General features: G+C 74.0%; 23 protein-coding genes. 8 read left to right on the top strand and 15 right to left on the bottom strand.

Annotated features, from left to right (window positions below; genetic code table 11):
* Nucleotides 1–5: 5 nt before the first annotated feature.
* From M0638_RS21500 to trpB, 4 genes are all read right to left on the bottom strand, one after another.
* The gene (locus M0638_RS21500; protein WP_248669005.1) at nucleotides 6–1,460 is read right to left on the bottom strand and encodes a proton-conducting transporter transmembrane domain-containing protein; all 1,455 of its coding nucleotides are present in this window, start codon (nucleotides 1,458–1,460) and stop codon (nucleotides 6–8) included.
* A complete protein-coding gene (locus M0638_RS21495) occupies nucleotides 1,457–2,308 on the bottom strand; it encodes a hydrogenase-4 component E (protein ID WP_345893059.1) in 852 nt (283 codons plus the stop codon). Before M0638_RS21495 ends, M0638_RS21500 begins: the two co-directional genes overlap by 4 nt.
* A 137-nt stretch (nucleotides 2,309–2,445) precedes the next feature.
* Nucleotides 2,446–3,342 (bottom strand): tryptophan synthase subunit alpha, encoded by an 897-nt coding sequence (gene trpA / locus M0638_RS21490; RefSeq protein WP_248669042.1) that lies wholly within the window; start codon nucleotides 3,340–3,342, stop codon nucleotides 2,446–2,448.
* Nucleotides 3,343–3,356: 14 nt separating this feature from the next.
* Nucleotides 3,357–4,592, bottom strand: a complete 1,236-nt coding sequence (trpB, locus tag M0638_RS21485; RefSeq protein ID WP_248669004.1) for a tryptophan synthase subunit beta — start codon at nucleotides 4,590–4,592, stop codon at nucleotides 3,357–3,359.
* A gap of 311 nt (nucleotides 4,593–4,903) precedes the next feature.
* On the opposite strand from trpB, the gene M0638_RS21480 reads away from it, so the two are divergent.
* The 4 genes from M0638_RS21480 to M0638_RS21465 all read left to right on the top strand — a co-directional run bounded on the left by M0638_RS21480 (nucleotide 4,904) and on the right by M0638_RS21465 (nucleotide 8,927).
* The gene (locus M0638_RS21480; RefSeq protein ID WP_248669003.1) at nucleotides 4,904–5,539 is read left to right on the top strand and encodes an HAD hydrolase-like protein; all 636 of its coding nucleotides are present in this window, start codon (nucleotides 4,904–4,906) and stop codon (nucleotides 5,537–5,539) included.
* Between the two features lie 94 nt (nucleotides 5,540–5,633).
* Entirely contained in the window at nucleotides 5,634–6,806 is a 1,173-nt protein-coding gene (locus M0638_RS21475; RefSeq protein ID WP_248669002.1) for an FAD-dependent monooxygenase, read from the top strand.
* 196 nt (nucleotides 6,807–7,002) lie between these two features.
* A complete protein-coding gene (locus M0638_RS21470; protein WP_248669001.1) occupies nucleotides 7,003–7,866 on the top strand; it encodes an IclR family transcriptional regulator in 864 nt (287 codons plus the stop codon).
* Nucleotides 7,863–8,927, top strand: coding sequence for an MBL fold metallo-hydrolase (locus M0638_RS21465; RefSeq protein ID WP_248669000.1), 1,065 nt, complete (start codon nucleotides 7,863–7,865; stop codon nucleotides 8,925–8,927). The genes M0638_RS21470 and M0638_RS21465 overlap by 4 nt, the downstream gene beginning before the upstream one ends.
* Before the next feature lie 247 nt (nucleotides 8,928–9,174).
* Here the strand turns inward: M0638_RS21465 and M0638_RS21460 are convergent, their stop codons facing one another.
* Entirely contained in the window at nucleotides 9,175–10,134 is a 960-nt protein-coding gene (locus M0638_RS21460; RefSeq protein ID WP_248668999.1) for a hydroxymethylglutaryl-CoA lyase, read from the bottom strand.
* 222 nt (nucleotides 10,135–10,356) lie between these two features.
* Between M0638_RS21460 and M0638_RS21455 the strand changes: the two genes are divergently transcribed.
* Complete coding sequence (locus tag M0638_RS21455) at nucleotides 10,357–11,139, top strand: fumarylacetoacetate hydrolase family protein (protein WP_248668998.1); 783 nt, start codon at nucleotides 10,357–10,359, stop codon at nucleotides 11,137–11,139.
* Between the two features lie 155 nt (nucleotides 11,140–11,294).
* Here the strand turns inward: M0638_RS21455 and M0638_RS21450 are convergent, their stop codons facing one another.
* Nucleotides 11,295–11,897 (bottom strand): EF-hand domain-containing protein, encoded by a 603-nt coding sequence (locus tag M0638_RS21450; protein ID WP_248668997.1) that lies wholly within the window; start codon nucleotides 11,895–11,897, stop codon nucleotides 11,295–11,297.
* 98 nt (nucleotides 11,898–11,995) lie between these two features.
* On the bottom strand, nucleotides 11,996–13,426 hold the full coding sequence (locus tag M0638_RS21445; RefSeq protein ID WP_248668996.1) for a M20/M25/M40 family metallo-hydrolase: 1,431 nt from the start codon (nucleotides 13,424–13,426) through the stop codon (nucleotides 11,996–11,998).
* A 213-nt stretch (nucleotides 13,427–13,639) separates the two neighbouring features.
* On the opposite strand from M0638_RS21445, the gene M0638_RS21440 reads away from it, so the two are divergent.
* The gene (locus M0638_RS21440) at nucleotides 13,640–14,341 is read left to right on the top strand and encodes a DUF4396 domain-containing protein (RefSeq protein WP_248668995.1); all 702 of its coding nucleotides are present in this window, start codon (nucleotides 13,640–13,642) and stop codon (nucleotides 14,339–14,341) included.
* Between the two features lie 31 nt (nucleotides 14,342–14,372).
* On the opposite strand, the gene M0638_RS21435 is transcribed toward M0638_RS21440, so the two are convergent.
* A complete protein-coding gene (locus M0638_RS21435; protein ID WP_248668994.1) occupies nucleotides 14,373–14,702 on the bottom strand; it encodes a hypothetical protein in 330 nt (109 codons plus the stop codon).
* Nucleotides 14,703–15,004: 302 nt separating this feature from the next.
* Nucleotides 15,005–17,083, bottom strand: a complete 2,079-nt coding sequence (locus tag M0638_RS21430; protein WP_282572204.1) for a DUF4139 domain-containing protein — start codon at nucleotides 17,081–17,083, stop codon at nucleotides 15,005–15,007.
* A gap of 137 nt (nucleotides 17,084–17,220) precedes the next feature.
* Here M0638_RS21430 and M0638_RS21425 point away from each other — a divergent pair, with 137 nt between their 5' ends.
* Together M0638_RS21425 and M0638_RS21420 are read left to right on the top strand one after the other, a co-directional pair.
* Entirely contained in the window at nucleotides 17,221–17,742 is a 522-nt protein-coding gene (locus tag M0638_RS21425) for a DUF488 domain-containing protein (RefSeq protein WP_248668993.1), read from the top strand.
* Nucleotides 17,720–18,496, top strand: a complete 777-nt coding sequence (locus M0638_RS21420) for a hypothetical protein (RefSeq protein WP_248668992.1) — start codon at nucleotides 17,720–17,722, stop codon at nucleotides 18,494–18,496. Before M0638_RS21425 ends, M0638_RS21420 begins: the two co-directional genes overlap by 23 nt.
* 8 nt (nucleotides 18,497–18,504) lie before the next feature.
* Here the strand turns inward: M0638_RS21420 and M0638_RS21415 are convergent, their stop codons facing one another.
* From M0638_RS21415 to M0638_RS21390, 6 genes are all read right to left on the bottom strand, one after another.
* A complete protein-coding gene (locus tag M0638_RS21415; protein WP_248668991.1) occupies nucleotides 18,505–20,169 on the bottom strand; it encodes an NTP transferase domain-containing protein in 1,665 nt (554 codons plus the stop codon).
* Entirely contained in the window at nucleotides 20,166–21,008 is an 843-nt protein-coding gene (locus M0638_RS21410; RefSeq protein WP_345893058.1) for an XdhC family protein, read from the bottom strand. Before M0638_RS21410 ends, M0638_RS21415 begins: the two co-directional genes overlap by 4 nt.
* Complete coding sequence (locus tag M0638_RS21405) at nucleotides 21,005–21,361, bottom strand: XdhC family protein (RefSeq protein ID WP_248668990.1); 357 nt, start codon at nucleotides 21,359–21,361, stop codon at nucleotides 21,005–21,007. Before M0638_RS21405 ends, M0638_RS21410 begins: the two co-directional genes overlap by 4 nt.
* Entirely contained in the window at nucleotides 21,358–22,545 is a 1,188-nt protein-coding gene (locus tag M0638_RS21400) for a vWA domain-containing protein (RefSeq protein ID WP_248668989.1), read from the bottom strand. The genes M0638_RS21405 and M0638_RS21400 overlap by 4 nt, the downstream gene beginning before the upstream one ends.
* 286 nt (nucleotides 22,546–22,831) lie before the next feature.
* Entirely contained in the window at nucleotides 22,832–23,740 is a 909-nt protein-coding gene (locus M0638_RS21395; protein WP_248669040.1) for an AAA family ATPase, read from the bottom strand.
* A 41-nt stretch (nucleotides 23,741–23,781) separates the two neighbouring features.
* On the bottom strand, nucleotides 23,782–24,630 hold the full coding sequence (locus M0638_RS21390) for a CoxG family protein (RefSeq protein ID WP_248668988.1): 849 nt from the start codon (nucleotides 24,628–24,630) through the stop codon (nucleotides 23,782–23,784).
* Nucleotides 24,631–25,109 lie beyond the last annotated feature (479 nt).

Genomic DNA, 25,109 nt, shown 5'->3' with positions numbered 1-25,109 from the left:
CCCGCTCATCCCGCCAGCGCCGCCCCGGCGCGCAGCACGGCCCCCGCCGCCTCCGGCAGCGCCACCCCCAGGCCGAGCGCCAGCAGCAGGTGCAGCAGCATCGGACCGACCGTGGCCCAGTCGGTGCGCGGCCCGCCCGCGGCCCGGTTCGCCGTGGGGGCGGCCGGCTCCGGCGTCGGGGTTCCGAGGCAGAGGGACTGCAGGATGCCGACCAGCGCCGCGAAGGCCACCACCAGGCCGAGCGCCAGCACCGCCACCGCCAGCGGCGCGCGCGCGGCGGCGTCGGTGAGCAGCGCGAACTCGCTGGCGAACAGGGCGAAGGGCGGCAGGCCGGCCAGGCCGGCGATGGCGGCGGCCAGCGCCCAGCCCAGCGCCGGGTGGTTCACCACGAGGCCGCCGATCGCGTCGATGCGCTGCGAGCCCTTGCGCTGCGCCGCCCGGCCGACGCCGAAGAACACCGCGCTCTTGAGCAGCGAGTGCCCGGCCATGTGGACGAGGCCGGCGAGGCTCGCCGCCCCGCCCAGCCCGAAGGCGAAGGCGGCGAGGCCCATGTGCTCGATGCTCGACCAGGCGAAGAAGCGCCGCGCATCCCGCCGGCGCGAGAGCGAGAGCGCCGCCAGCAGCACCGAGGCGAGGCCGAGCGCCAGCAGCAGCGTGCCCGGCGGGATGGCGCCGGGATTGGCCCCCACCACCGCCTTGGCGCGCAGCACCGCGTGCAGCGCCGCGTTCAGCAGCAGGCCGGACAGCACGGCGGTGATCGGCGTCGGGCCCTCGGACTCCGCGTCCGGCAGCCAGGAATGCAGCGGCACGAGGCCGGCCTTGGTGCCGTAGCCGACCAGCAGGAACACGAAGGCGAGGTTCAGCACGCCCGGATCGGCGAGCGGCGCCGCGGCGCGCAGCGCCGCCCAGCTCAGCCCCTTCATGCCGCCGCCGGTGAAGGGCTGGCCGGCGAGGTACAGCACCACCGTGCCGAACAGGGCGAGGCCGATGCCGACGCCGCACAGGATGAACAGCTTCCACGCCGCCGCGATCGCCCCCGCCGTGCGCGGCAGCGCCACGATCATCACCGAGGCCAGCGTCGCCGCCTCGATCGCCACCCACGTCACGCCGAGGTTGTCGGCCAGCAGCGCCAGCATCACGGCGCCCATGAAGCCCTGGAAGGCGGCGTGGTAGACGCGCACCCGCGCCGCGTCGTAGCCGAGCGTCGCGACGTAGGCGGCCGAGTAGACCGAGGTGGAGGCGCCGACCACCGCCGCGACCAGCAGCAGCGGCAGGTTCAGCGCATCCGTGTGCAGCACCCCGTCCGCGGCATAGGGCGAGGCCGCCGCCCAAAGCGCCAGCAGCAGCGTGGCGGCGGAGACGGCGCAGTTCACCGCCGCCGCGTGCCGCAGCCGCGGCAGCAGGGCGAGCAGCGCCGCCCCCACCCAGGGAAGGGCGACCGGCAGGACGAGCGGGCTCACCGCGCCTCCCCCGGCGCACCCGCCGCGCCGCCCTTGGGGATGCCAGTGGGGATGCCAGTGGGGATATCGGCGGGGGCGCCCGCGGCCCCGCCCGCCGGATCGGCGGCGGTGACGAGCATCGGCAGGTCGCTCTCGGGCACGGCGCTGTCGAGGTGCAGGAGGTCCACGCTGTCGAAGCGCTCGCGGATGCGGAACACGAAGATGCCGGCCACCGCGAAGGCCATCAGCACCAGCGCGGCGGTGGACAGCTCCAGCACCAGCGGCATGCCGGCGACGCCGATCGCCGCCAGCACCAGCCCGTTCTCCAGGCTCATCAGCCCGACCACCTGCGTCAGCGCGTTGCGCCGGGTGATCATCATCAGCATCCCGAGCAGCACGACCGAGAGCGCGATGGCCAGGCTCTCACGCGTCAGCGCGCCGTGCGCGCTGGCGGCGATGGCATCGGCCGCGCGCAGGCCCCCGGACGCGCCGGGCGGCAGGCCGAGCCGGATCGGCAGCACCACCAGCAGCGCGAGCCCGACCAGCCCGACGCCGGCCGCCATGGAGGGGCCGACGCCCATCGCCGTCTCCACGGTGCGGTGCAGCTGCAGCTCGCGCACCAGCCGGTCCAGCGCCAGCGGGATCAGCACCGCCTTGGCCAGCAGCGCGATCAGCGCCGTGACGTAGAGCCCGGCCTCGCCCTGCACCCAGCCCTGCCACGCCGCGGCCGCGGCCAGCACCGCGCCCTGCGCCGCGAACACCCGGATCACCGCGCCGAGGCGGCGCTGGTAGAGCAGCACGAAGGAAAGCAGCAGGACCAGCCCGCCGAGCAGGTGCGCGGCGTCGTAGGGGAGCTGGCCGAAGCGCATGCCGGGCTAGAGCGGATCGCCGGAGGGCGGACGAGCCCGGAGGCGTGAAGCCGCCCCGAATGCAGGGACCGGCAGCGGGCCGCGGTCCCGACGGGCCCGCGCCCCGGCCCCGGGCCCGCGTGGGCTGGGCCGTGCCGTCACCGGTCGCGCACCGCCTCGGCCAGCGCGCGCACCTGGTCCAGCACGCGGCGCACCGTGTCGGGCTTCGCCCGGCCCTCCGCGTCGAGGCTGGCGGCCAGCGTGTCGATCAGCGCCGAGCCCACCACCGCGCCGTCGGCGATGCGCGCCGCCTCGGCCGCCTGCTGCGGCGGGCGCACGCCGAAGCCGATCGCGCTCGGCTTCGGCGTGCGCACGCCGAAGCCGATCGCGCTCGGCTTCGGCGTGCGCACGCCGAAGCCGATCGCGATCGGCAGGTCGGTGTGGCGGCGGACGCGCGGGATCTCGCCCTCCAGCGCCTCGCGCGAGGCGGAGCGCGTGCCGGTGATGCCGGCGATGGCGACGTAGTAGACGAAGCCCGAGGTGCCGGCGAGCACGCGCGGCAGCCGCTCGTCGTCCGTGGTCGGCGCCACGAGGCGGATCAGCGACAGGCCGGCGCCGCTGGCCGGGCCCTCCAGCTCGTCCGCCTCCTCGGGCGGCAGGTCCACCACGATCAGCCCGTCCACGCCGGATTCCGCCGCGTCGGTGCAGAAGCGCTCGGCGCCGTAGGCGAGGATGGGGTTGTAGTAGCCCATCAGGATGATCGGCGTGTCCGCGTCCTCGCGCCGGAAGTCGCGCGCCATGGCGAGCACGCCGGCCAGCGTGCCGCCGGCCCTGAGCGCGCGCTGCCCGGCGAGCTGGACGCTCGGCCCGTCCGCCATCGGGTCGGAGAAGGGCACGCCGAGCTCGATCAGGTCGGCGCCCGCGCCGGGCAGGCCGCGCAGCAGCGCCATGGAGGTCGCCGGATCGGGGTCGTAGCCCTGGACGTAGGTGACCAGCGCGCCGCGCCCCTCGGCCTTCACGGCCGCGAAGCGCGCGGCGATGCGCGCGCCCGGCATGCGCGTCCCGTCGCTCACAGCGCCACCCCGAGATGCTTCGCCACGGTGAAGATGTCCTTGTCGCCGCGCCCGGAGAGGTTGAGCAGCACGATCGCGTCGTTGTCCAGAGTCGGCGCCAGCTTCATCGCGTAGGCGAGCCCGTGCGCGGATTCCAGCGCCGGGATGATGCCCTCCAGCCGCGAGCAGAGCTGGAACGCCTCCAGCGCCTCGTCGTCGGTGGCCGGCACGTAGGTCACGCGGCCGATCTCGTGCAGCCAGGAATGCTCCGGCCCGATGCCGGGGTAGTCGAGCCCGGCCGAGATGGAGTGCGCCTCCTGGATCTGCCCGTGCGCGTCCTGCAGCAGGTAGGTGCGGTTGCCGTGCAGCACGCCGGGCCGGCCGCGGTTGAGCGAGGCGGCGTGCTCGGGCGTGTCGATGCCGCGCCCGGCGGCCTCCACGCCGTACATCGCCACGCCCTCGTCGTCGAGGAACGGGTGGAACAGCCCCATCGCCGAGGAGCCGCCGCCGACCGCGCAGACCAGCGCCTCCGGCAGCTTGCCCTCGGCGGCCAGGATCTGCTCGCGCGATTCCTCGCCGATCACGCACTGGAAGTCGCGCACCATGGCCGGGTAGGGGTGCGGGCCGGCGACCGTGCCGATGCAGTAGTAGGTGTCGTGGATGTTCGCCACCCAGTCGCGCATCGCCTCGTTCATCGCGTCCTTCAGCGTGCCCGCCCCGGCGGTGACGGGCCGCACCTCGGCGCCGAGCAGCTTCATGCGGAACACGTTGGGCTGCTGCCGCTCCACGTCGGTGGCGCCCATGAACACCACGCAGGGCAGGCCGAACAGCGCGCAGGCCGTCGCCGTCGCCACGCCGTGCTGGCCGGCGCCCGTCTCCGCGATGATGCGGGTGCGGCCCATGCGGCGGGCGAGCAGGATCTGCGCCAGCACGGCGTTGATCTTGTGCGCGCCGGTGTGGTTCAGCTCCTCGCGCTTGAAGTAGACCTTGGCGCCCTTGCCGCCGTTCGCCGCGCGCAGGTGCTCCGAGAGCCGCGCCGCGTGCCAGAGCGGGGAAGGGCGGCCCACATAGTCCTTCAGCAGCAGCCGCCATTCCTTCAGGAATTCCGGGTCCCGGCGCGCCGCCTCGTAGGCGCGCTCGATCTCCAGGATCAGCGGCATCATCGTCTCGGCGACGAAGCGGCCCCCGAACTGGCCGAAACGGCCCCGGGAATCCGGGCCCTGGCGGAGGGAATTGGGCAGCGGCGCGTTCATGGTCCGGTCATAGCGCCGCCAGGGGTGGGGCGGAAGCGGCTGTGCCCGGGTTTGCAACGCAAGGTTCGGGGAGGCACCCGGGGAAGGCGCCGCCTTCCCCGGACCCCATCCGCCAGGAGGGCGAGGCCCTCCTGGACCTCTTTTCGTTTGGTCACGGGTGTTGAAACAACTCGGACCTCTCTCCCGAAACGGGGGTTCCAAGGGGGCTTCGCCCCTTGGCGGGGCTTCCCAAGGGGCAGCGCCCCTGGCGGGGTCGCAGGGGCGGAGCCCCTGCTCCTGGCCACTCCGAACCGAAAAGGAACCGAACCCGCATGCGCTACCGGCTGGTGATCCTGGATTTCGACGGCACGCTGGCCGACTCCCTGCCGATCTTCGGCGAACTGCTCGCCGAGGCCGCCGGCCGCTTCGGCTTCCGCCGCCCGGCGCCGGAGGAGCTGGAGACCCTGCGCGGCCTCGACGCCCGCGCCATCATGGCCTCGCTCGGCGTGCCGCTCTGGAAGGTGCCGGCCATCGCCGGCCACATGCGCGCCCGCATGGCCGAGCAGGCCGGGCGGCTGCGGCCCTTTCCCGGCATCCCGGAGGCGCTGGCCGGGCTTGCCGAGGCCGGCGTGCCGCTGGCCATCGCCAGCTCCAACGCCGAGGGCACGATCCGGCACTGCCTGGGCGCGGCGGCGGCGGAAATCGGCCTCTGGGAATGCGGCGCCTCGCTGTTCGGCAAGGGCTGGCGGCTGCGCCGGCTGCTGGCGCGCGGCGACACGCCGGCGGCGGCCGCCATCCTGGTCGGCGACGAGTTGCGCGACGCGGTGGCGGCACGCGAGGCCGGCATCGCCTTCGGCGCCGTGGCCTGGGGCTACAACCGCCCCGACGCGCTGGCGGCCGCGGCGCCGGCCGAGTGGTTCGCCACGCCCGCCGATCTTCATCGCCTCGCGGAGCAAACGAATGCTTGACCGGCGAACATTCGCTCGATTACCATTTATGAACTGAACGACCAAATATGAACAGGCGCCGAGGCGCCGACCCCAGCAGGAACGGAGCGGCGAGATGAGCCTTCCCATCGGTATCGTCGGCGGCGGCATCGGCGGCCTGGCAGCGGCGATCGCGCTGCACCGTGCCGGCCGGCCGGTCGTGGTGTTCGAGCAGGCGCGGCAGTTCTCGCGCGTCGGCGCCGACATCAACCTGACGCCCAACGCGGTGCGGGCGCTGGACGGGCTGGGCATCGGCGCCGAGCTGCGCCGGCTCGGCGCCCGGCCGACCCATCGCGTCAGCCGCAACTACGACACGGCCGAGGAGACCTCGCGCCTCGCCATGTCCGGGACGGCCGAGGAGCGCTACGGCGCGCCGCAGCTCACCCTGCACCGCGCCGACCTGCTGGCGACGCTGGAGGCCGCGGCCCCGGCCGGCTCGGTCCGCCTCGGCAAGCGCCTCGCGGGCATGAGCGAGGCGGCGGAGGGCGTCACGCTGACCTTCGAGGACGGGACGAGCGAGAAGGTCGCCGCCGTGGTGGGCGCCGACGGCATCCACTCGGCCGTGCGCCGCGCCCTGTTCGGCGCCGAGGCGCCGCGCTTCACCGGCGTCGTCGCCTACCGCGCCGTGGTGCCGCGCGAGCGCGTCGCGCACCTGCCGGACCTCGACATGTTCACCAAGTGGTGGGGGCCGAGCCCGCAGAGCCAGATCGTCACCTTCCCGATCAGCGCCGGGCGCGAGATCTTCATCTTCGCGACGACGCCGCAGGATAGCTGGCGCCACGAGAGCTGGACCATGCCCGGCAGCGTCGAGGAGCTGCGCGCCGAGTACGCCGCCTTCCACCCGCAGGCCCGCGCCCTGCTGGAGGCCTGCGACGCGGTGCTCAAGACCGCCCTCTACGAGCGCGACCCGATGCCCGCCTGGGGGCGCGGCGCGGTCACGCTGATGGGTGATGCCTGCCACCCGATGCTGCCCTTCATGGCGCAGGGTGCGGGCATGGCGGTGGAGGACGCGGTGGTGCTGGCGCGCTGCGTGTCGGAAGGGGGCGAGGATATCGTCGCCTCGCTGCGGCGCTACGAGGCGGCGCGGCAGCCGCGCACGGCGCAGATCCAGCTCGGCTCGCGCGGCAACGCCTGGCTGCGCGCCGGCGGCAACGCGGACTGGGTGTACGGCTACGATTCCTGGGTCGTGCCGCTGACGCCGGGCCAGGGCACCATGCCCGAAGCCGCGGCCCCGGCCGACGCGGCCTGAGCGCCCCGTGCCGACACCCGGCCGGGCCGTGCGTGGTGGCGAGAGCAGGCGGGCAGGGGGGCGCCGTTCCGCCGCGTCCGCCGGCCCGGCACCGGGAGGCGGTCCTGCCCCTGCCGAGACGGCCTTTCACGAGGCAGCCCCCGGGGCATCGGGCGAAGGCGGCGACCCGGCAGCCCCCGACCACCTGATCTCGCCGGTGCAACGGGCGCTGCGCCTGCTCGACCACCTCGCCGGGGGCGGCAATGCCCGCAACCTCAGCGAGACGGCGCGGCTGCTCGACATCACCCGCCCCACCCTGGCCCGGCTGCTCGACACGCTGGAATACGAGCGCGTGGTGGAGCGCCTGCCGGAAGGCGGCGGCTACCGGCTGGGGCTGCGCTTCCTCGGCCTCGCCGCCACGGCGCTCGCCTCGCGCGACCTGCTGCGGCTGGCGCAGCCGGTGCTGGCGGGGCTGGCGGCGGAACTCGGGCTTTCCGCCTACCTCACCGTGCTGAGCGGCGGCGAGACGCTCTACCTGCTGCGCGAGATGCCGGACACGCCGCTGGTCAGCAACATCCGGCTCGGCAGCCGGGTGGCGGCGCACCTGACGGCGCCGGGGCGGATGCTGCTGGCCCACCGGCCGGCCGAGGCGCGCCGCGCCCTGCTCGGGCCGGAGCCGCTGGCGGCCGCCACCGGGCGGAGCGTCACCACCCATGCCGGGCTGGACCGGCTGCTGGCGGAGGACCGCGCGCGCGGCCTGGCCTGGAGCCGCGCCGCCTACGAGGCCGGCATCGATGCCTGCGCGGTCGCGATCCTGGGTGGTGCCGGCGAGGCGATGGCGGCGATCAGCGTCGCCGGGCCGTCGGCGCAGTTCGGCACGGCGCGGGCGGCGCCGGCGCGGGTGGAGCAGGCGCTGCGCGACGCGGCGCGGGACCTGTCGCGGCTGATGGGTGGGCCGGCGGATGGCCCAAAGGACGGCCCAATGGACGGCTCAATGGACGGCCCAAAGGACGGTCCAGCGGAGGGATCGATGACGGACGGCGCAGGCGTGGCGGCAACGGGCGAGGGTGGGGCGGCATGAGCGGCGAGCCGGGCGGGCCGGCGGGCGGGCGGCAGGCGGGGCCGGCTGCCGCCGCGCCGTCGTCGGTGCCAGGGTTCGGGCGGCGGGTGCTGGCCGCCGGGCTGGCGGGGCTGCTGGGGCCGCGCGTCGCGTCGGGCGTGATCGCCGGCGCCTCGGCGCAGGCGCCGCAGCCGGGGGAGTCGTCGGAGACGATCCGCGTCACGCTGCTCGGCACCGGCACGCCGATGCCCTCGGGCGAGCGCTTCGGCAACAGCACGCTGGTCGAGGCCGGCGGGCAGCGGCTGCTGTTCGACTTCGGGCGCGGCGTCAGCATCCGCCTCTGGCAGCTGCGCCTGCCGCTCGGCAGCATCGACGCGCACTTCCTGACGCATTTCCACTCCGACCATCTCGGCGGCCTGCCCGATCTCTGGCTGACCGGCTGGCTGCGCCCGCCCTACGGCCAGCGCAACGCGCCCTTCCTGCTCTACGGCCCGCCCGGCACGGCGCAGCTCGCGCAGGGGCTGCGCACCGCCTTCGCGCAGGACATCGCGACGCGCCTCGCCGACGAGCGCAGCCCGGAAGCGGGCATCGCCTTCGACGCGCGCGAGGTGCCGCCGGGCGTGGCGTACGAGCGCGACGGGCTGCGCGTGACCGCCTTCGCCAACGATCACGGCGAGCTGGTCCGCCCCTCCTACGGCTACCGCATCGAGTGGCGGGGCCGCAGCGTCGTGCTCTCCGGCGACACGCGCTACAGCCCGGAGGTGGTGCGGCAGGGCCGGGGCGCCGACCTGCTGTTGCATTGCGTCACCCTGATCCCGCCGGCCCTCCTGGCGGGCAACCCGGGCTACCGCGCGGTGTACGACCACCTCGCCTCGCCGGCCGACGCGGCGCGCACCCTCGCCGAGGCGCGGCCGAGCCTCGGCGCGCTCTCGCATATCGGGCTGAACGGCGAGGCGACGGTGGAGGACCTCGTGCGCGCCCTGCGCGCCGGCTACGACGGGCCGCTCGTCGTGGGCGAGGATCTGCTGGCCTTCGAGATCGGCGCCCAGGGCACGGTGACGTACCGGCGCGGCCGGCCCTGAAGGCGCGTCGTCGCGTCCGGCGGCGCGGATGGTGTCGTCGCGTCCGGCGGCGCGGATGGTGTCGTCGCGTCCGGCGGCGCGGATGGTGTCGTCGCGTCCGGCGGCGCGGATGGTGTCGCCGCGTCCGGCGGCGCGGATGGTGTCGCCGCGTCCGGCGGCGCGGATGGTGTCGCCGCGTCCGGCGGCGCGGGTTAGTGTCGCCGCGTCCGGCAGCGCGGGCGCCCCGGCCGGCGTGCCGGACCGGCTCTCAGGCGGCGCGGCGGCGGAACGCGTTCAGGCTGCCGGCATGGATCAGCTCGCCCGGCAATTGGTGCCCGACGATCGATTCCGCCATCCGGCCCACCTCGATCAGCGCGTCGAGGTCGATGCCGGTGCCGATGCCCATCTCCTCGCAGAGCAGCACCAGCTCCTCCGTGCAGATGTTGCCCGCCGCCCCCTTCTGCCCGGCGAAGGGGCAGCCGCCGAGCCCGCCCACGGTGGAATCGAAGCGCGAGACGCCGAGCCGCAGCCCCGCATGCGCGTTGGCGACGGCAAGGCCGCGCGTGTCGTGCAGATGCAGCGAGAGGCGCGGCCCCGGCCAGCGTTCCCGCACCGCGCCGACCGTGCGCTCGATGCGCGGCGGCGTGGCCCAGCCCATCGTGTCGGCCAGCGAGACGTCGGTGATGGTGGCGCCGGCCTCTTCGGCGATGCGGAAGCCGTCCGCCAGGGTGCGCAGCACGTCCTCCGGGCGGATGTCGCCCTGGAAATTGCAGCCGAAGGCGGCCATCACGCCGATCCGCGTCACCGGCACCCCGGCTTCCTGGTGCAGCGCCGTCTGCCGCCGCATCGCCTCGACGTTCTCGGCATGCGAGCGGTTGAGGTTCCTGCGCGTGAACGCCTCCGAGGCGGAGAGCGAGATGGAGCCGTTGAGCGTCAGCCGGTCGCGGAAGGCGAGGGCGCGGTTCAGCCCGTTCGCGTTGAACCAGAGCGCCGTGTAGTGGACGCCTTCGCGCGGCCGGAAGCCGGCCACCGTGGCCTCGGCATCCGCCCAGCCCGGCACCAGGCGCGGGTTGACGAAGGAGCAGACCTGGATGTGGCGCAGCCCCGTCCCGGCTAGCGCCTCGATCAGCCGGATCTTGTCGGCGGTCGGGATCGGGCCCGGCTCGATCTGGAAGCCCTCGCGCGGGCCTTCCTCGTGGATGTCCACCCGCGACGGCAGATCGGCCATGGTCGCTCCTCCATCCCTGCGTCGCCGCGATGATGGACCTCGGCACGCCGCCGGGCAATTCGTGGCCCGGCGTTCGCCGGGCCGCATGCCCGAGGCAGGATGCCGGAGGTGGGAGGCCTGAGGCGGGAAGTCTGAGGCGGGGGGCGGTCTGTCCGTCCGGCGCCCCGATGCTCTACGCTCCGCCCCTGCCCGCCCCCTCGGCGGGCGAGGGGGAGGGACGGCATGGCTCTGTGGGTCCGATACGAGCGCGACGGCGAGGCCGGCTTCGGATCGCTGGAGGGTGACTCCGTCCGGCCGCACGCGGGCGACCTGTTCGACGCCCCGACTCCCGCCGGCCCGTCCCTGCCGCTGGCCTCGCTGCGCCTGCTGCCGCCGGTCCGGCCGGGCAAGATCGTCGGACTGTGGAACAATTTCCGCGCGCTCGCCGCGAAGCTCGGCGCGGCCGAGCCCGAGGTGCCGCTCTACTTCCTCAAGGCGCCCGGCAGCCTGCTCGCGCCCGAGGCCACCATCCCCTGGCCCACCGGCTACACCGGCAAGGTGGTGTACGAGGGCGAGCTCGGCATCGTCCTCGGCCGGCGCTGCAAGGCCGTCTCGGAGGCGGAGGCCGAGGCGGCGATCCTCGGCTACACCGGCGTCAACGACGTCACCGCGCTCGACCTGCTGAACGCCGACCCTTCCTTCCCGCAATGGGCGCGGGCCAAGGGCTGCGACGGCTTCGGCCCGTGCGGCCCGGCCATCGCCACCGGGCTCGACTGGCGGACGCTCACCATCCGCACCCTGCTGAACGGGCGCGAGCGGCAGAACTACCCGGCGAGCGACATGATCCTGCCGCCCGCGCGCATCGTCAGCCTGCTCTCGCGCGAGATGACCCTGGAGCCGGGCGACCTGATCGCCTGCGGCACCTCGCTCGGCGTGCTGCCTATGCGCGCCGGGATGGTGGTGGAGGTCGTGATCGAGGGGATCGGCACGCTGCGCAACACCATGGGCGCGGCCGAGACCGGCTGACGCCGCAGGGGGCGAAGGCCGGGGCGACGGCCGGGGCGACCGGCCGGGGACGGGGCAGGGGACGGCGGACGGGCGGCCGCCCCGGCCTTCGCCCGCCGGCGCCGCCCTCTCCCGCCGCCCTCTGCCGCCGGGGGCCGCGCCGTGCCGGCCTGCCCTCAGCGGCGCCCGCGCGGGCCGGCGCGGCCGATCTCCTCGCGCGTCAGCGCGCCGTCGCCGTTCGCGTCCAGGGCACGGAACCAGGCCTCGGCGATGGGGCGGATCTCGTCGAGCGTGACCCGGCCGTCGCCATTGGCGTCGGCGGCGCGGAACATCGCTTCCTGGCGCCGCATCCGCGGCCCCTGCGGACCGCCGGCGGCGGGAGCGGCGTTCTGGTCGGCGGGCTGGCCTGCGCGGGGACCGCCCCGGTCCGGCCCGCGGCCCGGCCAGACGGCGCGCAGCTCCTCGATGGTGATGGCGCCGTCGCGGTTGGTGTCGGCCGCCGCGAAGCGCGCCTGGATCCAGGTCCAGCCCTCGGCCTGGGTGATGCGGCCGTCGCCGTTGGCGTCCACCTGGGCGAACAGCGCGCCGCCGTGCCGCCCGGGGCGGCGCAGGCCGGCGGGGGCGGGGGCTGGGGCGGGCGCCGGGGCAGGCGCCGGTGCGGCCTGGACCGGCACCGCCGGCGTGGCGGGCGGGGCGGCGGTGGGAGCGGGCGCGGCGCCGGCCAGCGCCGGGAAGGCGAGCAGCAGGGCGCCGAGGGCGGCGCGGTTGCGTAGGCTCATGCGGGGCATCTCCGGTGGTGTGTCGGCCATGGCCCGGAGATGGCGTCACGCGGTAACCCCAGCGCCGCGGCCGGGTGACGAATGGTAACGGGCGCGGCCTACTCGTGTCCCGGCGTGCCCGGCTCGCCGAGATCCCACCAGAGGCCGGCGAAGGCGAGGATGCCCTCCCGCGCCGTGCCGGCCAGCAGGTGCTCGTCCGGCCCGTGCTGCCGGCAGCCATTGTGGCCGTGCGGCACCCAGACCAGCGGCACGCCGAGATGCTCCGCGAACACGTCGCCCGGCAGGCCGCCCGAACTGTTCGGGATCACCCGTACCGCCGGCCCCGCCGATGCTGCCCCTGGCCGCCCCAGGCTGCGCGTCATGCTCGCCCGCGCCCAGCTTACCCAGGGGTGGTCGGGCGCGGTGCGGCTGGCGTTCATCCGCACCCCGGCATTCTCGATCCGCACCCGCTCCAGCCCGTGCCGGTCGAGGTGGCGGCGCAGCGCCGCCTCGAAGCCGGCGGGATCGGTGTCCACCGTGTAGCGGATCTGGCAATGCGCCACCGCGTCCGGCGCCACCGCGTTCACCGGGTTCTCCGGCCGGCCGCTCAGCAGGGAGAGCACGATCAGCGCGTTCCAGCCGTAGAGCTTCTCGGCGGCGGTCAGGCCGGGCTCGCCCCAGCCGGGCTCGATGGCGGCCGCCTCGCCGCCCGGCTCCACCGCGCAGCCCGCCAGCGCCGCCCGCACCGCTTCCGGCAGCCGCGCCGGCAGCAGGTCGCGCACCAGCAGGCGCCCGTTGCCGTCCGCCATCGAGGCGAGGGCGTGGGCGAGCAGGATCGCCGGATCGGCGGTCAGCCCGCCCCAGTGGCCGGAATGCACCCCGCCGGCGCGCAGCCTGACGGCGAGGTCGAAGTGGTAGGTGCCGCGCGAGCCGGTGGTGATGGTCGGCACCGCGGGCGAGACTCGCGGCCCGTCCGAGGCGATCAGCGCGTCGGCGGCCAGCAGGTCGCGGTTGGCGGCGACGAATTCGCGCAGGCCCCCGGAGCCGCGCTCCTCGGCCGTCTCGATCACCAGCTTCACGTTGGCGCCGAGCCGGCCGCCGCGCTCGGCCAGCACCGCCTCCAGCGCGGCGAGGTTCAGCGCGTGCTGGCCCTTGTTGTCGGCGGTGCCGCGGCCGTACAGCCGGTCGCCCTCCTCGGTCAGCCGCCAGGGCGAGAGGCCGGCGCGCCACTGCTCGTCCAGGCCGCGCACCGTGTCGCCGTGGCCGTAGAGCAGCACGGTCGGGGCGCCGGGGGCCTCGATGCGCTCCGCCGTCAGGATCGGGCCCAGCCCGTCGACCGGGTTGGGGTGGATCCGCCAGGCGAAGCCGAGCCGCTCGATCCAGGGGGCGATGCCCGTCCGCAGGTAGCGGTCGAGATCGGGCGCGTGGGCCGCCTCCTGCGAGGTGGAGGGGATGGCCACGAGCCGGGCGAGCAGGGCACGGAAGCCCCCCTCCGAGCGGTCGTCGAAGTGCCGTGCCGCGCGCGCCAGGGCGCCGTCGCGTGAGGCCATGCCGGGGTCCTCCGGAAGCGGGTGCCGCGTCCCGTCATCTGTCGTCCGGTCCTGCCGCGCGGCGTTTGGGCCGCAGCCGGCGCCACGGCCGGTCCGGGGGCGTCGGGACCGGGAGCATGAACGCGCGCCACGGGCCCGTCCACCCGCCGCGATCCGCGCGGAACCCGGCGCGCGGCCAGGGACTTTCGGGAGGGTCGCTTCCGGAGCGGGACCTTGCCGGCAGACTGGCTCCAGACATTCGCCGCCATCCACGTACCGCTCTCGATCGCGGCGGCGCTCTGGGTGCTCGCCGACATCATGCTGCTGGGCCGCCGGCAGCCGATGGCGGTCATGGACGCGGTCTGGCCGTTGACCATGCTGTACTGGGGGCCGCTCGGCCTGCTGCCCTATCTGCGCTTCGGCCGCGCCGCGCCGCGCGGGCGCGGTCCGGCGCGGCCTGCAGGCCACCACGCCGGACGGCACGGCCCGGCGGAGACGCCGATGTGGCAGGCGGTCTTCAAGGGCGCGGCCCATTGCGGCGCCGGCTGCGCGCTCGGCGACCTCATCGGCGACTGGGCCGCCTTCGCCACCGGCTTCGCGCCGTTCGGCTCGGAGCTCGGCGGCAGGCTGCTGCTCGGCTTCGTCCTCGCCTACCTGTTCGGCATCGTCTTCCAGTACTTCGCCGTGGCGCCGATGCGCGGCCTCGGCCTGCGCGACGGGCTGCTCGCCGCGATCCGCATCGACACGCTCTCGCTGCTCGCCTACCAGGTCGGCATGTTCGGCTGGATGGCCTTCCGCGCCTGGCTGTACCCGGACCTGCCGCCGACGAACTGGGCCTACTGGCTGATGATGCAGGTGGCCATGGTGCTGGGCTTCGGCACCACCTTCCCGGTGAACTGGTGGCTGATCCGGCGCGGCATCAAGGAACGGATGTAGCGGCGGCGCCCGGGCGTGTCGGGCCCGCGCGTCAGCGCGTCCGCACCGTGGCCGAGGGCGCCGCGCCGCCGCCGCCGCCGGGCAGGGTGGCGGCCAGCACGGCGGCGACGGCGAGCGGCACGACGGCGTAGCCGTAGCCGCGCAGGCCGGCCTCCTCCCGCTGGCGCCGCCAGGGACGCAGCACGCGGGTGGAGCGCAGCGTGGCGCGCGTGGTCAGCACCGGCTGCGGCGCGCCGCGCGGGGCGATGGCCACGGCCTCGCCGGCCGGGATCACGGCGGTGCGCAACTGCGCCACGCCCGGCTGGGACAGCAGCGAGAGCAGCAGGCAGAGCGGCAGGGCCAGGCGCAGCGGGCGGGGCATCCGCCGAGATTGCGGCATACCGGTAGAATCTTCAACCGATGGTTGACGATCGTTGGGTGCCGTCGGATCACCGTTGGCCGTGGTGCCCTCGTCCCACCCGGTCCGGGCGAGGCACCGGCGGGGCCGCCATCGGCGCGACGCGCGGGTGTTGGCGCCGGCGGGCGAGGCCCGGTCACTGCCTGGGCGACGGCCGGCAAAGGTTTCGTCCCATGCGGGCCGGTATCGCGCGCGGCCGGTGGGGCGGCAGCGCGCCAAGCGAGGCGATCATGCCTGCCCGCAGTCCAGGCGGACCGCCCCGAGGCTCAGCCGCCGCGCGCCAGCAGCGCCTGCAACCGCGCCACCCAGGCATCCCAGGCGGCATCCGCCGCCGTCCCCGCCGACTCCACCCCCTGCGAGGCCCGGTTCAGCCGCCGCCGCGCCTCCTCCCGCTCCGGCCCGCTGCGGTCCTCCACCGCCTGCCGCGCGCGGTTCAGCGCCACGTCGGCGGTGGCGTAGGCGCGGATCGCGGCGCGGGCCTTGTCCAGCAGCTCGCGCAGCTCGCCATAGGCGGCGACGGTGGCCAGCAGCTCGGCCCGGCCCGGCGCGTTCTCAGGCATGCGGCCGGCATAGACGCCGAGCGCGTCGCTGGTCGCCGGCCCGCCGGGCAAGCGGCGGAGGTTCGCCTCCACGTCGAAGTCGCGCCAGCGCAGCAGCGCCGGGTCGCCGAGGCCGGGGTCCCAGAGCGGCATCTCGCGCCGGTACTCGCGCTCCCAGGCGAAGCGCAGCGTGGTCGGCGTGCCGTCCAGCACCGCCTCGTGCCGCAGGCCGAAATCGCCTTCCGAGGCCACCGTGAAGCGCGGCTCGGCGCCCTGCACGCGCGGCAGGTCGATCACGATCCGCCCGCGCGCGCCGCGCGGGTCGATCGCGAGGGCCCGCTCGTCGCGCCGCAGGAAGGAGACGACGGCGACGCCGCCGCGGCGCAGCTCGAAGCGCGTCGGGTTGTCCACCTGGCCGGTGCTGCCGGTCATCTGCACGTCGCGGTCGCGGCCGAAGGCGAGGAGGCGGGTCTCGCCCGGCTGCACCGCGCGCAGCTCCGCGTCGCCGAGGAAGGCGCCGTCCTCCGCGCCGCTGCCCGTGCCGTACACGGTGGCGAGGCCGTCCGGCAGCGTCTCGTTCGTCGCGTTGCGCAGGCGCACCGCCTGGAGCGGGTTGCGCGCCGAGAAGTCCTGCACCCACCACACGCGGTCCGCCGGCAGGCGGGCATCGAGGAAGGGCACGTTGGCGGTCTCGCCGGCGCGGATCGTCACCGGGTTGGCGAGGGTGAAGGCGACGCGCCCGGCCGAGGCGGCGGCGGTGGCCGTGTCCACCGCGGCGGCGGCGCCGCCCATCGGCGCGGCGGGGGCCGGCATGGCGATGGCCGGGGCGGCGCCGCGATAGGCCTGGGCCGCGTAGCCGCGCATGCGCTCCGCCTCCGCCATCTGCCGCGCGTCGTAGGGCACGACGGCAGGGGGCGGCGGCGGGGGCGGGCGGCCGCCCGTGTCGGGCTGCACGCGCACCGCCTCGGGCACGCGCACAGGCAACTCCGGCCGCTGCACCAGGATCGGCGCGTAGAGCGGCTGGTGGTAGGCGGCGGGGTTGCCGGAGACCAGCGAGAGCCGCACCCCGTCCCAGTCCGCGCCCGAGCGGTTCTCCACCACGGCCCAGCCTTGCAGCCGCGCCTGCGCGTCCGCCGGGGCGTCGGCGGGGGGCACCATCAGCCGGTAGGAGGGCTTCCACAGCGGCGCGCCGGCCACGTAGGTGACGGAGACGTCGCGCGCGCGGTCCGCGCTCAGGCGGATCTCGATGCCGCGCTCGCCCTCGGCGCGGGCGGCGGCCAGGGCCTCGGCGGCGCGGGCGACGCGGGCGGCGAGGGCGGAATCGGTCAGCCGCACCTCGTCGCCCGGGGCGAGCTGCACCGTGGTCAGGCCGCGCGCGGTGATGAGGGTGACGCGCAGCGCGCCGTTCTCGCCCTCCTGCGCGTCGGCGATGCGGCCGGTGGCACCGCCGGCCTCGGCCATCTGGCCGCGCAGGGCCTGGAGCAGGGCGGTGCGGCTCTCGAAGTCGGCGGGGCGCAGCGGCAGGCCGCGGAAGGCCTCGGTGGCGGTGTCGCGCCCCGGCAGGCGAAGCCCGGCGACGCGGCCGGCGGGGTCCAGCACGACGAGGGAACGGAGGAGGTCGTCGATGTCCTCGGTGGGGGCGCGGAAGGTGATGCTGTCGTCGGGTTGCAGCGTGCCGGCGCGCTCGATCTGGGCGAGGCCGGCGGAGGAGAGGGTGACGGCACGGACGGGGAGGTCGGCGGCGAGAAGGGGGAGGGGGAGGGTGGTGGCGAGGAGTAGGGTGAGGAGGGGGGTGGGGTGGCGCATGCGGTGGGGTGTCCTCCGGCGAGACTTGGAGGGTAGGGTGGGGGAGGGAGCTTGCGGGGGGCTTTCAAGGGTGCATTGCAAAAGGTAAGGATAGTCCCGGCTGCCAACTACACTCCGAATCGGATTCGCGGTGGAATATGATTAAAATCGCACCTAGAAAAATATACACTATTGGTTATGAAGGCTCGACTTTGTCGGATTTTATTGGTACTCTGCAACACAATTCTATATCGCTGCTTGTGGACATTCGAGAGCTACCCCAATCTCGGCGGCCTGGCTTTTCGAAAAAAATTCTGTCTGCATCTTTGAAAGAGGCAGGGATTAATTACTGTCACATTAGGCAATTGGGTGACCCTAAACCGGGTCGCGACGCAGCAAAGCGTGGCGATATCAATGAATTTCGTTCTATATTCAATGCTCACCTAAGCAATGATGCAACTCAAACGGCTCTTCATGAAGTTGCGATCGAAGCAAAAAGTGAAACTATTGCTCTAATGTGTTATGAGCGTTTACATCAGTGCTGCCATCGATCTCTCGTCGCCGATCGAATATCTGACATCGACTTGTTTCAAGTAATTCATCTTCATATTTCTGCCAATAAAAGGATTATAGATAACCAAAATGGTGCGAAAAATCATGAATTCATCAGAGCATGCTGATGATGAAGCCTTCATTATCGTGAAGGCCGCGCCCAGGGTAAGTACTACCTATGGCGAAACCGTTTGCATAGCTGCGATCGATCACAGTGGCCTTTGGGTTCGTCTCTATCCGGTTTCTTTCAGACAGTTATCGGACGCGCAAAAATTCGGCAGATGGGATCGAATTCGATATCGCTGGCGGAAACCAAAGCTTTCATCTGATAAGCGTATCGAATCTAGAAGGGTTGATCAGAACAGCATCGAAATTGTCGGGAAATTGCGTGATCGTGATAGGCATTCATTCCTAAATCGTGCTGCTGTTACCTTCCTGCGCGCTGAAGCTGAGGCTGGCCGCAGTTTAGCAGTATTAAAGTGTGAAATTATCGATTTTCGGTCGGAGCGTCAAACAAAGGAGGAAATGGCAAGGCAGGCTCAAATTTACCAACAAATGCGAAGCCAGCAGGATTTATTCGCCGTTCAGAATCTTCTACCAAAAGAAGTCTGCCCTTATATTTTCAAATATAGATATCGCGACGCCGATGGTGAGCATGAAGGCACTTGCCAGGACTGGGAAACCGAGGTTACTTTCCTCCGCAGACGGTCTGAAATGCATAGTGAAGCTGCGGCTTTACAGTGGATGAAGTATAAATTCGGGGTTGAATTCCCGCGCGATGGTATGGCTCTTGCAATGGGTACGCACCGTTGGAGAGAGCATCAGTGGTTGATTAATGGAGTGCTACGCGTCGATCCGACTGCACAAATGTCACTCTTTTAAGTGTTCTACTAATCCCCTAAACCAAACCCCGGCGCCCCCCTCAACACCTCCACCGTATCGAAATCCCGCAGCACCGCATCGTCTCCCATCTCCACCTCCACCACCCGGTCCGCGTGCTGCCCCACCAGGTGCCTCGCCCCCACATCCCCCGTCAGCCCCGCCATCGCCGGCCAGAACTCCCGTGCCCACAGCATCGGGTTCCCCGGCCTGCCGCCGAACACCGGCAGCACGATCGCCCGCCCTTCCTCCGGATCGAACGCCGCCAGCAGCCGGTCCAGCATCGCGCCCGTCACCAGCGGCATGTCGCCGAGGCAGATCAACACGCCCTCCGCCTCCGCCGGCAGCGCCGCCAGCCCCGCCTTCAGGCTCGCCGAGAGCCCCTCCGCGTAGCCCGCCGCATGCACCAGCCGCACCTCGCGCCCGGCCAGCGCCTGCGCCACCGCCTCGCGCGCGTGCCCCGTCACCACCACCACCGGCCGCGCCTGCGAGGCGAGCGCGTTGTCCACCACCCGCGCCACCATCGGCACCCCGGCCCGGTCCGTCACCAGCAGCTTGTTCAGCGGCGCCATCCGGCTCGACCGACCCGCCGCCAGCACCAGCGCCGCCACCTGCCGCACCCGGCGCGGCCGCGCCGCCGAGACCGCGCCCACCGCCTTTCCCCCGCGCGGCGCGTCCGCGCGCGGCAGCGGCCGCAGCTCGATCTCCTTGAGCAGCCCGCCGACGCCCATCCCCATCACCTCGCGCGGCCCCACGGCCAGCCCGGCGAAGAGCCGTTGCAGCACCCAGTCGAACCCGTTCAGCTTGGGCGAGCGCGCGCAGCCCGGCAGCACCAGCGCCGGCACCGCGCCGATCCGCCCGAGGCAGATCAGGTTCCCGGGATCGACCGGCATGCCGAAATGCTCGATCGCGCCCCCCGCCGCGACGATCCCCGCCGGTCCCACGTCGCGCCGGTCCACCACCGCCGAGGCCCCAGCCACCAGCAGCACCTCGGCCCCCGCCGCGAGCAGCCGCCCGAGCGCCGCCGCCACCGCCGCCGTCTCGTGCGGCACGCGCTCCACCGGCAGCAGCGTGCCGGAGAGGCCGGCGACGCGCTCCCCGGTCGCCTCCACCGCGCCCTCCATCACGCTTTCCTTGATGCCGGGCAGCTCGGTCAGCACCAGCCCCACGCGCAGCGGCCGGAAGGGATGCACCGCCATCGCCGGCGGCCCCGCGCGCGCGATCGCCTCGGCGCGTTCCAGCACCGCGCCCGGCACGGCGAAGGGGATCACCTTGATCGTCGCCAGCATCTCCCGCGCCTGCACCGGTACGAAGGAGGGCAGGGTGGCGACGGTCAGGCTCTCGTCCAGCGCGTTCAGCCGGTCGATCTTCGCCGCCTCCACCACCAGCAGCCCGGGCGACTCCGCCAGCAGGTTCACCCGCCCCGTGGCCGCCCGGCTGCGCGCCAGCCCCGGCCCGACCAGCGCCTCGGCCAGCCGGTACGCCGCCTCGTCCTCCGCCACGTCGCCCGGCTCCAGCCGCGCCGCGATCACCGCGTCGATGCCGGCCCCGGCCAGCGCGTCGCACGCCGCCGCGTCCAGCCGCGTGCCCTTCTTGAGCACGCGGCCGGGCAGCCGCACCGTGTGCGCGAGGATGGTGCCCGCCGCCTCCGCGACCGGCGTCGGGCCGAAGATCATGCCGGCGCGCCGGCCCTGTCCGCCGGCTGTCCTGCCGCGCCGCCCGGACGGCCCGGCGCCGCGCCCCCGGCCGCTTCCGCCTTCGCCGCACCCGCGCCGCCCGGCCCTGTCTTCGGCTGCCCCAGCGCCGCGCCCCGCCGCACCGCGACGATCTCGGCGATGATCGAGAGCGCGATCTCCGGCGCCGTCACCGCCGCGATGTTCAGCCCCACCGGCCCGCGGATGCGCGCCATCGACTCGTCGTCATGCCCCAGCTCGCGCAGCCGCCCGCGCCGCTTCTCGGCGGTGCGCCGGCTGCCCAGCGCACCGATGTAGAAGGCCGCCGAGCGCAGCGCGAGATCGAGCGCCGGGTCGTCCAGCTTCGGGTCGTGCGTCAGCGTCACCACCGCCGTGCGGCTGTCGGGCGAGAGTGCGGCCATGGCGTCGTCCGGCCATTCCTGGATCATCGTCACCCGGCCGAAGCGTTCCTCGGTCGCGAAGGCGCGTCGCGGGTCGATCACCGTCACCGCGAAGCCGAGTTGCAGCGCCATCGGCACCAGCGCCTGGGCGATGTGCACCGCGCCGACCACCAGCAGCCGCAGCGGCGGGTTGTGCGGGTGGATGAACCAGGCGGCGCCCTCCACCTCCACGTTGCGCGCGGCGTCCTCGTCGATCGCCGCCCGCGCCGCCGCCAGCAGCGCCGCCGGCGCGCCGTTGCCGGGCGCGCCATCCGGCCGTGCGTCCGAGGCCGGGTCGTCCGGCAGCAGGAATTGCGCCCCGTCCGTCAGCCGCGTCGCCAGCGCCACCGGGCGCTTGGCCGCCTGCGCCTCCCGCAGCCGCGCGAGCAGTTCCGGCGTCATCCGAGTCGCTCCAGGAACACCTTCAGCTTGCCGCCGCAGGCCAGGCCCACCTCCCAGGCGCGGTCGTCGCTGATGCCGAAGTCGAGCAACTGCGGCGCGCCGGTCGCCAGAGTCTGCTGCGCCGCCTCCGCCACCGCGCCCTCGATGCAGCCGCCGGAGACGGAGCCGGCCATGCGCCCGCCCGCCGTCACCGCCATGCGGCTGCCCGCCGGGCGCGGCGAGGAGCCCCAGGTCTCGACCACCGTGGCCAGCGCCACCTTCTCGCCGGCGTCGCGCCAGCCGGCGGCCGTCGCCAGCACGTCCTCCGCGTCCACGCTTCCCGTCATGCCATCCGGCATCCCTGGCTGGCTCATGCGGCCTCCCTGCCCAACCGCCGGCGCGGCGCCTCGGTGGAAAGTGCCTCCACCAGCGTGCGCAGGCTCGCGAGGTTATGGACCGGGCGGAACTCGTCGACGTGCGGCAGCATCGCCCGGATGCCCTGTGACTTGGGCTGGAAGCCGCTCCAGCGCAACAGCGGGTTCAGCCAGATCAGCCGCCGGCAGGAGCGGCGCAGCCGGTCCGTGGCGTCCGCCAGCCCCTTCGCCCCCTCGCGGTCCAGCCCGTCCGTGATCAGCAGCACCACCGCGCCCTGGCCCAGCACGCGGCGCGCCCAGAGCCGGTTGAACAGCTCCAGCGATTCCCCGATCCGCGTGCCGCCCGACCAGTCCGGCACGATGTGCGAGACCATCTCGAACGCCACCTCCGCGTCCCGATACCGGAGCTGCCGCGTCACGTTGGTCAGCCGCGTGCCGAACAGGAAGGAGTGCACCCGGTCCCGGTCGTTGGTCACCGCGTGCAGGAAGTGCAGCAGCACCTGCGCGTAGCGCGCCATGGAGCCCGAGATGTCGCACAGCGCCACCAGCGGCGGCGGCCGCGTGACGCGCCGGCGCCGCGCTAGGCCGAGGATCTCGCCCCCGTCGCGCAGGCTGGCGCGGATGGTGGCGCGCAGGTCGGTGCGCGGCCCCGCCGGGTCCGGCCGGAAGCGGCGCGTCGGGCGGGCGTCGAGCGGCAGCACCAGCCGGCGTATCTCGCGCTTCGCCTCGGCGATCTGCGCCGCGTCCATGGACTCGAAATCCATGGTCTGCAAGCGCTCGCGCTCGCTGACCGAGAAGGTGACGTCCTGCCGCTCGGGCGGCGGCTCCGGGGGCTGCTCCGGCGGCGGGCGCGGCTGCTTCAGCGCCTCGGCGACGCGGCGGCTGGCGGGCGGGGCGCGCTCCTCGGTGGGCGGCCTGCCCTCCAGCAGCCCCATCGCCGCCGCGTGCCTGCCCGCCTCCGGGTCGCGCCAGAACAGCGCGAAGGCGTGGTCGAAGATCTCGAAATGCTCGCGCCGGCGCACCATCACGGCACGCAGCGCCTCGCGCACCTGCTCGCGATCGCCGATCTCGACCAGCGACAGCGCCTCGGCGGCCGCCAGGGATTCCCCGGTGCCGACGGGCAGGCCGGCGCGGCGCAGCAGGCGGCCGAAGGCGAGGAGGTTGAAGGCGAAGGCGTCGGTCATGCGTTGGCGCCGGTGCGGGGGGCTTCGCCCCCTGCGACCCCCGGCAAGGGGTGCTGCCCCTTGCATCCCCGCCAAGGGGCGAAGCCCCCTTGGAACCCCCGATTCAGGAAGGACGATTCGCCCGTATCAGCACCCGGGGCCAGAACGGAGAGAGGTCCGGGAGGGCTTCGCCCTCCTGGGGGATGGGTTCCAGGGAAGGCAAAGCCTTCCCTGTGCGGAAGGGGTCCGGGGAAGGCGCAGCCTTCCCCGCTGGCTTCCGGGCGATGCCCCGCAACGCCCCGCCGCCTCAGAACGGCGCCTGCGGCGTCGTCTCCGTCCGCACCTCCGAGAGCAGCCGCGCGGCCTCGGCGCCGCGCAGCTTGGCGATGTCGTCCTGGTACTTGAGCAGCACGCCCAGCGTCTCGTCCACCGCCGCCGGCTCCAGCTCCGTGGCGTTCAGCGCCGACAGCGCCGCCGCCCAGTCGATGGTCTCGGCCACGCCCGGCAGCTTGAAGTAGTCGCCGCCGCGCAGCCGCTGCACGAAGGCCACCACCTGCGCCGCCAGCCGCGCGGAGACCTGCGGCGCGCGGCGCTCCAGGATGGCCCGCTCGCGCGCCGCGTCCGGGTAGTCCACCCAGTGGTAGAGGCAGCGGCGGCGGATCGCGTCGTGCACCTCGCGGGTGCGGTTGGAGGTGATGACCACCACCGGCGGCACCTCGGCGCGGATCGTGCCGAGCTCGGGGATGGTGAGCTGGTTGTCGGCCAGGATCTCCAGCAGGAAGGCCTCGAAGGGCTCGTCGGCGCGGTCCAGCTCGTCGATCAGCAGCACGGCGGGGCCGTGCTCCGGGCTCAGCGCCGAGAGCAGCGGGCGCTCCTGCAGGAAGCGGCGGTCGTAGATGCCGCGCTCCAGCGCCGCCGCGTCGTGCTCGCCGGCGGCCTCGGCGAGGCGGATCGCCATGAGCTGCCGGGCGTGGTTCCACTCGTAGGCGGCGGCCGAGATGTCGAGCCCGTCATAGCATTGCAGCCGCACCAGCCGGCGCGGCAGCTCGGCCGCCAGCACCTTGGCGATCTCGGTCTTGCCGGTGCCCGGCTCGCCTTCGAGGAAGAGCGGCCGGCGCATCCGCAGCGCGAGGTGCACCGCGGTCGCCAGCGCCCGGTCGGCGACGTAGCCGCCGGCGGCGAGCAGGCGCTGCGTCGCCTCGACATCCGCCGGCATGCCGTCGGCGGCATCCCCGGGCTGCGTCGCGTCCGTCACGGCTACCAGAGGAACAGCAGCACCAAGATCACCAGCATCGCCGCGCTGCCGAGCCAGAACTGGATGGGCAGGCCGAAGGGCGTCATGGTGAGCAGGCGCAGCGGCATCGGCGTGGGGCCGGGCGTGGGGTTGGGCCGGGCCACGCGGTCGCCGGTCGGGGCGGTGCCGGTGGCGCCGTGCTGGGTGATCGGGGCGGGGCCGCGATCGGCCATGTACTCCGTGTCGGTGCCCCGCACCGGCGTGCCCGCCTGGGCCGCGGCCGGTGGCGCGGCGACGGCCGGCGAGGCATCGGCGACGCTGGCGGCGCCGGCCGGGGCGACCGGGTCGGGCGTCACCAGCCCGGGCTCGCCGGAAGCGGCGGCGACGGGGGCAGTGGAGACGGGGGCGGCTGCCGTGGCCGGTGCCTCGGCCGGGGTGAGCTGCGCCGCGAAGCGGTTGAAGAACTGGTCCGCCATCGACTTCGCGGTCGAGTCGATCAGCCGCGCGCCGAGCTGGGCGATCTTGCCGCCGACCTGCGCCTTGACCGTGTAGGCGAGCAGGGTGGCGTCCGGCCCGTCCTCGGTCAGCACCACGTCGGAGCCGCCCTTGGCGAAGCCCATGGCGCCGCCATTGCCCTCGCCGACGATCGAGTAGCGCTCCGGCGGCTGCAGGTTCTCCAGCCGCACCTTGCCGCCGAATTTCGCCGACATCGGGCCGATCTTGAGCGCCACCTTCGCCTGGAACTGGTCGTCGCCGACGCGCTCGACCGACTCGCAGCCGGGAATGGAGGCGCGCAGCACCTCGGGATCGTTCAGCGCGTCCCAGACTCGTTGCCGCGGCGCGGGAATGCGCCGCTCGCCGGTCATCTCCATGCATGTCTCCCGATAGGGCCGCGTCTTGGGCCGTGACGGCCAGGATGATGCGGGGCGGTCGCCCCCCTTCGAGGTGTATGGCGCCGGAACGGCGGCTTGCAAAGCCGGCTTCCCCGCCCGGCGCCAACCCGGACGGATCGCGGCGCCCGGGAAGGTCCGCCGCAGGGCGTGGCGGGCGGGCCGGCCCGCGCCGTGGCCGGGAATGGCGGCGCGGTCGGGCCGGGGGCGACCGAGGGCGCGCGTCCGGGCCGCTCCGGGCTCCCGCGCGCGTACCGGCACGGGGTGCCGCCGGCTGGCCGGGGACCGTCGAAGGGACGGCGGCCTGCCCGCGATCCGCGCCCCGGGCGGGGGTGCGTGGCGGCCCGGCCTCGGCTAATTGGAGGCGCAGCGACCGGGCCGCCTCCAGGGTCGTGGCCTCTCGGGGGAAGGAACCCGCATGCCCTACGTCATCGGATCCGACCTGCCGACCGAACCGGCCG

The organism is Roseomonas acroporae (genome assembly GCF_023223525.1).
Classification (GTDB): domain Bacteria; phylum Pseudomonadota; class Alphaproteobacteria; order Acetobacterales; family Acetobacteraceae; genus Roseomonas_E; species Roseomonas_E acroporae.
Note: the sequence above shows the minus strand (reverse complement) of the source record. Positions and strands in the feature narration are given on the sequence as shown.

What these genes read in the sequence shown, in the direction of transcription:
- M0638_RS21495 (WP_345893059.1), bottom strand. Translation starts at nt 2,308, where the DNA reads ATGCGCTTCGGCCAGCTCCCCTACGACGCCGCGCACCTGCTCGGCGGG.
- trpA (WP_248669042.1), bottom strand. Translation starts at nt 3,342, where the DNA reads ATGCCGGGCGCGCGCATCGCCGCGCGCTTCGCGGCCGTGAAGGCCGAG.
- trpB (WP_248669004.1), bottom strand. Translation starts at nt 4,592, where the DNA reads ATGAACGCGCCGCTGCCCAATTCCCTCCGCCAGGGCCCGGATTCCCGG.
- M0638_RS21480 (WP_248669003.1), top strand. Translation starts at nt 4,904, where the DNA reads ATGCGCTACCGGCTGGTGATCCTGGATTTCGACGGCACGCTGGCCGAC.
- M0638_RS21475 (WP_248669002.1), top strand. Translation starts at nt 5,634, where the DNA reads ATGAGCCTTCCCATCGGTATCGTCGGCGGCGGCATCGGCGGCCTGGCA.
- M0638_RS21465 (WP_248669000.1), top strand. Translation starts at nt 7,863, where the DNA reads ATGAGCGGCGAGCCGGGCGGGCCGGCGGGCGGGCGGCAGGCGGGGCCG.
- M0638_RS21460 (WP_248668999.1), bottom strand. Translation starts at nt 10,134, where the DNA reads ATGGCCGATCTGCCGTCGCGGGTGGACATCCACGAGGAAGGCCCGCGC.
- M0638_RS21455 (WP_248668998.1), top strand. Translation starts at nt 10,357, where the DNA reads ATGGCTCTGTGGGTCCGATACGAGCGCGACGGCGAGGCCGGCTTCGGA.
- M0638_RS21450 (WP_248668997.1), bottom strand. Translation starts at nt 11,897, where the DNA reads ATGAGCCTACGCAACCGCGCCGCCCTCGGCGCCCTGCTGCTCGCCTTC.
- M0638_RS21445 (WP_248668996.1), bottom strand. Translation starts at nt 13,426, where the DNA reads ATGGCCTCACGCGACGGCGCCCTGGCGCGCGCGGCACGGCACTTCGAC.
- M0638_RS21435 (WP_248668994.1), bottom strand. Translation starts at nt 14,702, where the DNA reads ATGCCCCGCCCGCTGCGCCTGGCCCTGCCGCTCTGCCTGCTGCTCTCG.
- M0638_RS21430 (WP_282572204.1), bottom strand. Translation starts at nt 17,083, where the DNA reads ATGCGCCACCCCACCCCCCTCCTCACCCTACTCCTCGCCACCACCCTC.
- M0638_RS21425 (WP_248668993.1), top strand. Translation starts at nt 17,221, where the DNA reads ATGATTAAAATCGCACCTAGAAAAATATACACTATTGGTTATGAAGGC.
- M0638_RS21420 (WP_248668992.1), top strand. Translation starts at nt 17,720, where the DNA reads ATGAATTCATCAGAGCATGCTGATGATGAAGCCTTCATTATCGTGAAG.
- M0638_RS21415 (WP_248668991.1), bottom strand. Translation starts at nt 20,169, where the DNA reads ATGATCTTCGGCCCGACGCCGGTCGCGGAGGCGGCGGGCACCATCCTC.
- M0638_RS21410 (WP_345893058.1), bottom strand. Translation starts at nt 21,008, where the DNA reads ATGACGCCGGAACTGCTCGCGCGGCTGCGGGAGGCGCAGGCGGCCAAG.
- M0638_RS21405 (WP_248668990.1), bottom strand. Translation starts at nt 21,361, where the DNA reads ATGAGCCAGCCAGGGATGCCGGATGGCATGACGGGAAGCGTGGACGCG.
- M0638_RS21400 (WP_248668989.1), bottom strand. Translation starts at nt 22,545, where the DNA reads ATGACCGACGCCTTCGCCTTCAACCTCCTCGCCTTCGGCCGCCTGCTG.
- M0638_RS21395 (WP_248669040.1), bottom strand. Translation starts at nt 23,740, where the DNA reads ATGCCGGCGGATGTCGAGGCGACGCAGCGCCTGCTCGCCGCCGGCGGC.
- M0638_RS21390 (WP_248668988.1), bottom strand. Translation starts at nt 24,630, where the DNA reads ATGGAGATGACCGGCGAGCGGCGCATTCCCGCGCCGCGGCAACGAGTC.